Source organism: Actinomadura sp. NPDC048394, assembly GCF_040651755.1.
In the GTDB taxonomy this organism is placed as follows: domain Bacteria; phylum Actinomycetota; class Actinomycetes; order Streptosporangiales; family Streptosporangiaceae; genus Spirillospora; species Spirillospora montaniterrae.
On the sequence record NZ_JBEZJL010000038.1, the window covers coordinates 89,584 to 98,792 of the forward strand.

Annotated in this window: 7 protein-coding genes; 3 read left to right on the forward strand and 4 right to left on the reverse strand. The window is 73.6% G+C overall.

Going from position 1 to position 9,209, the window contains the following annotated elements; all coding sequences use genetic code 11:
- Positions 1-9 precede the first annotated feature (9 nt).
- Positions 10-2,811 (forward strand): sugar-binding domain-containing protein, encoded by a 2,802-nt coding sequence (locus tag AB0C78_RS27200; RefSeq protein WP_360752950.1) that lies wholly within the window; start codon positions 10-12, stop codon positions 2,809-2,811.
- Positions 2,812-2,820: 9 nt separating this feature from the next.
- Here AB0C78_RS27200 and AB0C78_RS27205 read toward each other — a convergent pair whose 3' ends face one another.
- Positions 2,821-3,690, reverse strand: coding sequence for an ROK family protein (locus AB0C78_RS27205; RefSeq protein ID WP_360752952.1), 870 nt, complete (start codon positions 3,688-3,690; stop codon positions 2,821-2,823).
- The gene (locus tag AB0C78_RS27210; RefSeq protein ID WP_360752955.1) at positions 3,687-5,090 is read right to left on the reverse strand and encodes an APC family permease; all 1,404 of its coding nucleotides are present in this window, start codon (positions 5,088-5,090) and stop codon (positions 3,687-3,689) included. The genes AB0C78_RS27205 and AB0C78_RS27210 overlap by 4 nt, the downstream gene beginning before the upstream one ends.
- A gap of 127 nt (positions 5,091-5,217) precedes the next feature.
- Between AB0C78_RS27210 and AB0C78_RS27215 the strand changes: the two genes are divergently transcribed.
- The gene (locus AB0C78_RS27215; RefSeq protein ID WP_360752958.1) at positions 5,218-6,408 is read left to right on the forward strand and encodes an ROK family protein; all 1,191 of its coding nucleotides are present in this window, start codon (positions 5,218-5,220) and stop codon (positions 6,406-6,408) included.
- A gap of 76 nt (positions 6,409-6,484) precedes the next feature.
- Here AB0C78_RS27215 and AB0C78_RS27220 read toward each other — a convergent pair whose 3' ends face one another.
- Together AB0C78_RS27220 and AB0C78_RS27225 are read right to left on the reverse strand one after the other, a co-directional pair.
- A complete protein-coding gene (locus tag AB0C78_RS27220) occupies positions 6,485-7,387 on the reverse strand; it encodes a TIGR03619 family F420-dependent LLM class oxidoreductase (protein ID WP_360752960.1) in 903 nt (300 codons plus the stop codon).
- A gap of 139 nt (positions 7,388-7,526) precedes the next feature.
- Positions 7,527-8,117 (reverse strand): helix-turn-helix domain-containing protein, encoded by a 591-nt coding sequence (locus AB0C78_RS27225; RefSeq protein ID WP_360752963.1) that lies wholly within the window; start codon positions 8,115-8,117, stop codon positions 7,527-7,529.
- Positions 8,118-8,248: 131 nt separating this feature from the next.
- Here AB0C78_RS27225 and AB0C78_RS27230 point away from each other — a divergent pair, with 131 nt between their 5' ends.
- Entirely contained in the window at positions 8,249-9,169 is a 921-nt protein-coding gene (locus AB0C78_RS27230; protein WP_360752966.1) for a chlorophyllase, read from the forward strand.
- Positions 9,170-9,209: the final 40 nt, after the last annotated feature.

The window sequence follows — 9,209 nt, forward strand, 5'->3', positions numbered from 1 at the left end:
GAGGCACCCATGTCGAAGCCCGGACGACCGCCGGCGGCCCTGGCCGCCTGCGCGGTCCTCGCCATCGCCGCCCCGCCGTACGCCGTGAGCGGCGCCGCGCAGGGGCGCGCGGAGCCCGCCGTCCTCGCGCCTCCGGGGGAGGACGGCGCGTCGGAACTGGTGCGGGGCTGGCGGATCCAGTCCTCGGCCGTCGCCGGAAGCGACGGCGCGCGGATCTCCCGGCCGGGCCACCGGGTGTCCGGCTGGCTGCCGATCGGCCGTCCCGAGACGCTGATGGCGGGCCTGCTGGAGAACGGCCGCTACCCGCACGTCTTCTACTCGGACCGGTTGAGATCGGTGCCGATGCGACAGTTCGCCGTGAACTGGTGGTACCGCGACGAGGTGACGCTGCACCCGCGCCGCGATGGCCGCACCTTCCTGATCATGGACGGCGTGTCCGGCACCGCCGACCTGTGGCTGAACGGCACCCGGATCGACGGCCGCGCGCGGCTCCAGGGCTCCTACTCGCGTTTCGAGTACGACGTGACCCGGTACGTCCGCGACGGCACCAACGCGATCGCCCTCGACGTCGCGCCGAACAAGGCCAAGACCTACCTCACCGGCAGCCGCCTCGACTGGAACCCGGCCGCCCCCGACCAGGGCACCGGCCTGGAGCGCCCGCCGAAGATCGTCCAGGACGGGCCGGTGTCGCTGCGCGACGTCCACGTCGTGCAGCGCAACGCCCGCGACTTCTCCCGCTCCGACCTCACCGTCAAGGCCCTGCTGCGCAACAACACCGGGACGGCGCGGCGCGCCGAGTTCGCCGGCGCGATCGGCCGGGGCGCGACGCGGCTGCCGTTCAGGACGGCGGTGACGCTGCCGCCGCACGCCGTTCGCCCCGTCGCGCTCGGCCTGCGCCTCGACCACCCGGACGTGTGGTGGCCGTACCAGCTCGGCGGCCAGCCGCTTTACCACCTCGCCGCGCAGGTCCGCACCGGCGGGCGGGAGCGCGGCCGGTACGCCGAGGACTTCGGCATCCGCACCGTCACCTCGTCGCTGACCCGCGCCGTCCCCGGCCGGACGCACGTGCCGCACGGCTACCGGCGCTTCGAGATCAACGGCGTGCCGCTCGTGATCCGCGGCGGCGGCTGGTCGCCGGACATGTTCCTGCGCTACTCGCCCGGGAACGTCCGCGACCAGCTCGCCTACGTCAAGAACCTCGGCCTGAACGCGCTGCGGTTCGAGGGCAACTTCCCGCCCGACGACATGTTCCGGCAGATGGACCGCGCGGGCGTGCTCGCCATGACGGGCTGGCAATGCTGCGACCGCTGGGAGGACCCGTACGCCAAGTGGGGCAAGGAGCTCCAGGACAGCGCCGCCGTCCAGGCCGCGGCCGTCGCCCGCCGGTTGCGCGACCACCCGAGCGTGTTCACCTTCTTCCAAGGCAGCGACGCGGCGCCGGACGCGGCGAAGGAGTCGGTGTACGTGCCGGCGTTCGAGGCCGCGGACTGGGGCACGCCGCAGATCGCGTCCGCGGAGGACAAGGCGTCGCCGCGGCTCGGCCCGTCCGGCGCCAAGGAGGGCCCGTACAACTACGTGCCGCCGGTGTACTGGTGGAGCAACGGCCGCGAGACCGCCGCCGTGCACGACCCGTCGTACACGAACGCCGGAAGCGCGTGGGGTTTCGACACCGAGACGAGCGCGGGCACCACCGTCCCGACCCAGGACTCGCTCGACCGCTTCCTGACGCCGGCGGATCAGGCCGCGATCTGGGACCCGGTGACGGCGCGCGGTCCGCGTTCCGGCCGGGACCTCTTCCACGTGTACGCCTACAACGACTACACCAGGACCGCGCGCATGGGGCAGTACAACACCCCGCTGTGGCATCGGTACGGGCCCTGGTCCGACATGGCCGCCTACCAGCGGATCGCGCAGATGGGCGGGTACGAGGCCGCCCGGGCGCAGTTCGAGGCGTACCTCGGCAACTCCAAGGATCCGGCCAATCCGAGCACCGGCGTCATCTACTGGATGATGAACAAGGCCTGGCCGTCGCTGCAGTGGAATCTCTACAACGAGGACTTCGACCAGCCCGGTGTGTACTTCGGCGCGAAGAAGGCGGGCGAGCCGGTGCACATCATGTACGACTACGCGTCCGGTGCGGTGAAGGTCGCGAACCTGACGGGGAGGCGGCAGACCGGGCTGGCGGCGCGCGCGCGGCTGATCGACCTCGACGGCTCGGTGAAGCGGACCTCCCATGTCGCCGTCCCGGCACTGGCCACCCAGGACGTCCGGGCCGTCGCCGCCGCACGAGCACCGAAGGGCATTTCCCGTACCTACTTCCTCGAACTCACGCTGACGCGGCGCGGTGCGACCGTGAGCCGCAACGTCTACTGGCTGTCCACGAAGCAGGACGCGGTGGACTGGAAGAACACCCTCGGCAAGGGCAGCGGCGCGGCGTTCCGGCCAGACGGGTACGCGGACCTGACCGGACTGCGCCGCCTGCCGCACGCCGCCGTGCGCGCGTCGGCCGCCACCCGCCGCGACGGCGCCGACCTGGTGACCAGTGTGACCATCAAGGCGATCGGCACGGCGCCGGCCGTCTTCACCAGGGCGGACGTGCGGCGGGGCGCGCCAGGCGGGCGCCCGCTGCCCGGCGACGACCAGGTGCTGCCGATCCGCTGGGACGACAACGACGTCACGCTATGGCCTGGGCAGTCGCAGACCCTGACCGCCCGCTACCGTGCCGCCGACCTGCGCCGCGCCGTCCCGGTCGTCAGCCTGGCCGGGACGAACCTGCCGCTGCGCACCGTTCCCGCCGCGCCGCGGACGTGAGCGCGTGCCTCACGGCCCGGCCGCGGCGAGCGCGATGGCGCCGATGAGCGCGGCGTCGTCGACGAACCGGGCCGTCACCACCTCCGGCGGGAACGGGACGGCCCGCGCGACGGTCGCGCGGATCGCCGGAAGCAGCGACGGCTCGGCGGCCATGCCGCCGCCGAGGACCACCCGTTCGGGGTCGAGCGTGGTCGCGAGGTTGGCGACCGCCAGGCCGAGCGTCCCGGCGGTGTCGTCCAGCAGCGCCGCCACCCGCGGGTCGTCCCGGCGGGCGAACAGTCCGGCGGCCGTCACCGCCTCGCCGAGGACGGCCGAGGCCCGCGCGGCCAGGCCGCTGCCCGAGGCGTACTCCTCCAGCGGCGCGCGGCCGTCCGCGCACCCGGGCTCGCCGCGCCGCCGCAGCAGGTAGCCGATCTCGCCGGCGGCGCCGTGCGCGCCCGGCACGACGCGCCCGCCGACGACGATCCCCGCGCCGAGGCCGGTGCCGAGGTTCACGTAGACGCCGGTGCCGACGCCCGCGAGCCGCCCCCAGCGCGCCTCCGCGGCGGTGGCCGCGTTCACGTCGTTGTCGATGCGCACGGGCACGCCGAGGTCGCCGGAGACCAGGTCGGGCAGCGGCAGGTCCTCCCAGCCGGGGACGTTGGGCGCCAGCCGCACCCGCCCGTCCCGGACGACGCCGAACGTCGAGACGCCCACCGCGGTCAGCGTGCCGGGGGTCGCGGCGACGAGGCGGTGCGCCGCGTCCAGCGCCCGGCGCACCACCCGCTTCGCGCCGTCCGCGGCCCGGGTCTCCAGGCGGGCGCGGCGGAGCGGCGTCCCGGCCGCGTCGGCGGTGGCCAGCGCGACCTTGGTCCCCCCGAAGTCGATCGCCAGGATCATGCGGCCTGCGGCTCCGCGCCGCCGGGTTCGGTGAAGGGCTCGCTGATCTCCTTCGGCCCGAACGGCCAGATCCGCTCCAGCCGCGCCCAGACGAGGTACGCGACGACGCCGGCCGCGAGCCAGACCAGCGACAGCACGATCGGCTTGGTGCCCGCCGACTTGTAGATGTAGATCCAGCCGGCCAGCGCGACCAGGCTCGGCAGCGGGTACAGCCACATCCGGTACGGACGGGGCAGGTCCGGCTGCCGGCGCCGCAGCACGGTCAGGGCGACGACCTGCGCGACCGACTGCACCAGCACGAACACGGCCGTCAGCATGCTGATGACGTCGGTCAGCGTGAACAGCGAGCCGATCGCCGTGATGACGCCCATCGCGTACAGCCCGAACGTCGGGAACTTCAGGCGCGGGTGCAGCCGCGCGAACCACGGCAGGAACAGCTTGTCGCGGGCCGCGTTGTAGGGCACGCGCGAACCGCCGAGGAGCCCGGCGAACACCGACGCGAACGCCGTGACGATGATCCCGACCGTGAAGACCTGCGCGGCGCCCTTGCCCCACGTCCTCTCCAGGACGAGGGACGCGAACGAGCTGGACTCCTGCGTCTTCTCCCACGGGATGACGCCGAGGATCCCGACCTGGAGGAGGAAGTACAGCGTCATCATGCCGAGGATCGAGAAGATGATCGCGCGCGGGATCACCCGGCCCGGCTGTCGGACCTCGGCCCCGAGGTAGGCCGCCGTGTTGTAGCCGAGGTAGTCGTACACGGCGATGACGAGCCCGGCGCCGAGCCCGTGGAAGAACTTCGACCCCGCGTCGTGCGGGTAGGTGAACGCCAGGTCGGAGTGGAAGTGCGTGAACGCGGCGAGGATGACTCCGAGCACCGAGACCAGCATGACGACGAAGAAGACCGTCGTGAGCAGCCCGATGTCGCCGATCTTCCGGTACAGCGCCGCGACGACGACCGCGACGACGGCGATCGCGAGGACGTGCCCGCCGGTCGACAGGCCGGAGCCGTCCACGAGCGAGGGCCACAGGTAGCCGGCGTACTGCACGAGCCCGATGACGCCGGTCGACATGATCAGCGGGATGAACAGCACCGCCGACCAGACGAACAGGAACGGCATCAGCCGGCCGGTGCGGTACTGGAACGCCTCGCGCAGGTAGAGGTAGGTGCCGCCGGCGCCGGGCATGGACGCGCCGAGCTCCGCCCAGACCAGGCCGTCGGCCAGCACGATCAGCGCCCCGACCAGCCAGCCGAACATGGCCTGCGGCCCCTCCATCGTGGAGATCATCGCAGGGATGGTGACGAACGGCCCGATGCCGCACATCTGGGTCATGTTCACGGTGGTGGCCTGGAACACGCCGAGCCGCCGTTCGAACCCCGAGCCCGCGGGAGCGGTCATCTCGGTCCTCCCTTCCTCGTGACCGGACGCCTCGCCCCCGCTCGACGTCGATGCGAATGTAAGGGAGGCTCCCTAACAAATCAACACCCGAGGCGTGCGCCGTGCCGGGATATGTCAGTCTTTACACGTGCCGAGCCGGGAGACCGCCAACACCACCAGCGTGCTGCGGATCATGAACGAACGCGCCGTCTACGAGCAGATCCGCCTGCTCGGGCCGGTGTCGCGCCCGCAGCTCGCCGCGGCGACCGGGCTGTCCAAGCCCACGATCTCGCTCGCGCTCGCCGACCTGGAGCGCGTCGGCCTGGTCAAGGCGATCGGCCGCCGCACCGGCGGCGCCGGACGGTCCGCCCGGCTGTACGGCATCCGGCCCGAGACGGGCTGGGTGATCGGGCTCGACGTCGGCCGGGAATGGATCCGCGCGGCGCTCGCCGACCTGTCCGGCGAGATCGCGGTCCGCGAGGACGTCCGCTCGGTCGGCGCCGACGGGAGCACCGAGCCGGCCGCGCTCATCGACCGGCTCGGCCGGATCGTCGACGACCTGGCGAAGGCCGCGGACGGGGCCGTCACCAGCATCGTGCTCGGCACCCCCGGCGTCCACGACGTCGAGAACCGGCGCCTCCGGCTGGCGCCCAACCTCCCCGGCTGGGACGAGCCGGGCGTCACCGGGCGGCTCGCGCGGCGGCTGCCCGCGCCCTGCACCATCGAGAACGACATCGACCTGGCCGCGCTGGGGGAGCAGGGGTACGGGCTGGGCGCCGGCGTGCCGCACTTCGCGTTCGTGTCGATCGGCACCGGCATCGGGATGGGGATCGTCCTGAACGGCGAGCTGCACCGCGGCGCCCGCGGCGCGGCCGGGGAGATCGCGTGGCTGCCGTTCGGCGAGGCCGACCCCCGGGAGACCCGCTCGCACGGGATGCTGGAGTCCGTCGCGTCCGGCCCCGGCGTCGTCGCCGCGGCGAAGCGGCTCGGCATGACCGGGCCGATCACCGCCAAGCGCGTCTTCGACGCGGCCCGGGCCGGCGACCCGCTCGCGGCGGAGGCCGTCGCGCACGAGGCCGGGCACGTCGCCCGTGCGCTGGCCAGCGTCGTCGCGCTCCTCGACCCCGACCTGATCGTGCTGGGCGGCGGCATCGGCGGGCACGGCGCCGACGTGCTCCTCGGCGCCGTGCGCGACCGCCTCGAGGCGATGACCCCGCTCGGCGCGCCGCGCGTCGAGGTCTCCGCCCTCGGTGACGACGCCGTCGTCCTCGGCGCCCTGGCCACGGGCCTGGAGACGGCCCGCGACCTGGTCTTCGCCCGTGCCGTGACCGAGGCCTGAACCGGCGCCGCCGCCGAGGGCTTCACGAGGGCCGACGGCTTCACGAGGGTCGACGGCTTCACGAGGGCCGGCGGCTTCAGGGCGTCGGCAGGTCCAGCTTGGAGGGCAGGGCCTCCAGCAGGTCCGCCTGCCGTGCCGGGTGCACGTCCAGGAGGTTGGTGGCGATGTGCATCTCATCGGCGCCGACCCCGGCGGCCCGATCGAGATTCCGCAGCGTGGCGTCGATGAAGTCGGCGGTGGACACGTCGGTGCCGGGCGGGGCGGCGAAGGTGCTGACGAGGACGGTCCCGTCGCCGCCCGCGTCGCGGTACCAGCGGACCTGGGTCCGGGTGTCGTCCCAGTTCACGGCGGTGGTGACGAAGCCGTCGCCGATCCGGGCGGCGCGCTCGACGGTGCGGCGGGTGATCGCGCCGAACAGGACGGGAATGCGGTCGCCGTACGGCTTCGGGCCGATCTTGGAGGCGGGGATCCGGTAATGCTCGCCGTGGAACTCGACCGGGTCGGGACCCCAGCAGGCGCGCATCGCGGCGACGTGCTCGGCGAACCCGGCACCGCGCCGTGCGGCGGGCACTCCGGCGGCCGTGAACTCCTCGGGGATGTAGTAGGGGGCGAGCCGGGTGCCGCCGCCCTGCCCGATGCCGGCGACCACCCGGCCCCGGGACAGCTGGTCGAGGGTGGCGAGCCGGCGCGCCACGACGACGGGCGGCTGGAAGATCGTGTTCAGGATCGCGGTCGTCAGCCGGACCCGCCGGGTGTGCGCGGCCGCCCAGGTCAGCACCTCCAGGACGTCCCACGGCGCCGAGTCGGGCAGGCCGGCGTCGTTGGTCCAGTGCGGGCCGACGGGGGTGAGGAGCCGGTCGCTGACCGACACGGCGTGGAAGCCGGCCCGCTCGGCGGCCTGCGCGACCGTGACGACGGCGTCGGGTCCGGCGTGCGGGCCGAAGTGCTGGAGGGTGACTCCGAGGCGGGGCAGGTCCATCGCGTGATCTCCGTTCATGGTCGCCGGGCATGCGCCCAGGCGAAGGCGTCCTTCCCGGATAGGTCGGAGCCGTCTCGCCGTTCTTGCGCTCTCCGGAGCAGAAATCGGCGACGGATTCCCGGCGCGGCGGGCCGGAGGGTCAGTCCGGCCGACGCAGGCCCGCGATGAGGAGCGCCACCAGCCGGCGGGCGTCGTAGCGGGGATCGCTGTCCGCGCCGATGCACAGGTTCCCGACGCCGCGCATCAGCTCGTAGGCCTCAAGGCCGGGGCGGATCTCGCCGGACGCGGCGGCGGCGTCGAGCAGCCGGGCGCACACGGGCACGAGGCGGTCGAGGAAGTAGGCGTGCAGCGCCTCGAAGCCCGCCTCGTCCGACTGCAGCACGGCGGCGAGCCCGTGCTTGGTGACCAGGAAGTCGACGAACATCTCGATCCAGCGACCCAGCGCGGCGTGCGGGGTCGGGCCGTCTTCGAGCAGCGCCGGGCCGGCCTCGGCGCAGGCCTCGATCTGGTGCCGGTAGACGGCGATGATGAGGTCCGCCCGCGTCGGGAAGTGCCGGTAGATCGTGGCCGTCCCGACGCCCGCCTCGGCCGCGATGTCGCGCACCGGCGCCTCCACGCCCGACGCGACGAAGACCGCGGCGGCCGCGTCCAGCAGGGCCTCCTTGTTGCGCCGGGCGTCCGCCCGCTTGGGACGGGCGGTGCGGTCCGCCTCCCGCTCGCTGCCGCTCACCGAGCCCTCCACCTCCGGATTGCTAAACGGGACAGCGTCCCGTATGTTCGAAACGGGACAACGTCCCGTTTGTTCATGATGGCAGACCCGGGCGCGGCCACCAAGCCGGGCCCTCCTAGAAAGGCTTTTCCATGCCCGATTCGAACGTGGCGACCGCTCCGGTCGTGTCCGTGAAGCCGGTCGTGCTGCCCGCACCCGGACGCGGTGCGGATCTCCAGGTCCGCGTGTCCGCGCCCGTGACGGGGCACGACCTGCCGGTCGTCGTCTTCTCGCACGGCTTCGGCTGGTCGATGGACGGCTACGCGCCGCTGGCCGACTTCTGGGCCGCCGCCGGTTTCGTGGTCGTCCAGCCCACCCACCTGGACTCCAGGACGCTCGGCCTGCCCGCCGATGATCCCCGCACGCCGCTGATCTGGCGCATCCGGGTGGAGGACCTGAAGCGCGTCCTCGACCGGCTCGATCTCGTCGAGGCCGCCGTGCCGGGCCTCGCCGGACGGCTGGACCGCCGCCGCGTCGCCGTGGCCGGGCACTCCTGGGGAGCGCAGACGGCGAGCATGCTGCTGGGAGCACGGGTGCTCGACGCCGGTGGCGTCCCCGGGGAGGACATGTCCGATCCCCGGGTGACGGCGGGCGTGCTGCTCGCCCTGACCGGCCTCGGCGGGGACGACCTGTCCCCGTTCGCGGCCGAGCACTTCCCGTTCATGAACCCGTCCTTCGACGGCATGGCCGCGCCGGCCCTCGTGATCGCGGGGGACGAGGACCGGTCGCCGCTCTCGGTCCGCGGCCCGGACTGGTTCACCGACCCGTACTTCCTCAGCCCGGGGAGCAAGAGCCTGCTGACCCTCTTCGGGGCGGAGCACTCGCTCGGCGGCATCCCCGGTCACGGCGTCGCGGAGACGACCGACGAGAGCCCCGAGCGCGTCGCGCTGATCCAGCGGCTCACCACCGCCTACCTGCGCAGCGCCTTCGACCCCGAGGACGGGGCGTGGCTCGCGGCGTGCGCCGAGCTGGAAGGCGACCCGCAGCCGCTGGGGAAGATCCAGAGCAAGTGACCGCTCCCCGCCGAGCGCGGCTCGGCGGGGAAGATCAGGG

Coding starts and splice junctions, on each gene's coding strand:
- AB0C78_RS27210 (WP_360752955.1), bottom strand. CDS start 5,090: ATGACCGCTCCCGCGGGCTCGGGGTTCGAACGGCGGCTCGGCGTGTTC.
- AB0C78_RS27220 (WP_360752960.1), bottom strand. CDS start 7,387: ATGGACCTGCCCCGCCTCGGAGTCACCCTCCAGCACTTCGGCCCGCAC.
- AB0C78_RS27205 (WP_360752952.1), bottom strand. CDS start 3,690: ATGATCCTGGCGATCGACTTCGGGGGGACCAAGGTCGCGCTGGCCACC.
- AB0C78_RS27200 (WP_360752950.1), top strand. CDS start 10: ATGTCGAAGCCCGGACGACCGCCGGCGGCCCTGGCCGCCTGCGCGGTC.
- AB0C78_RS27230 (WP_360752966.1), top strand. CDS start 8,249: ATGCCCGATTCGAACGTGGCGACCGCTCCGGTCGTGTCCGTGAAGCCG.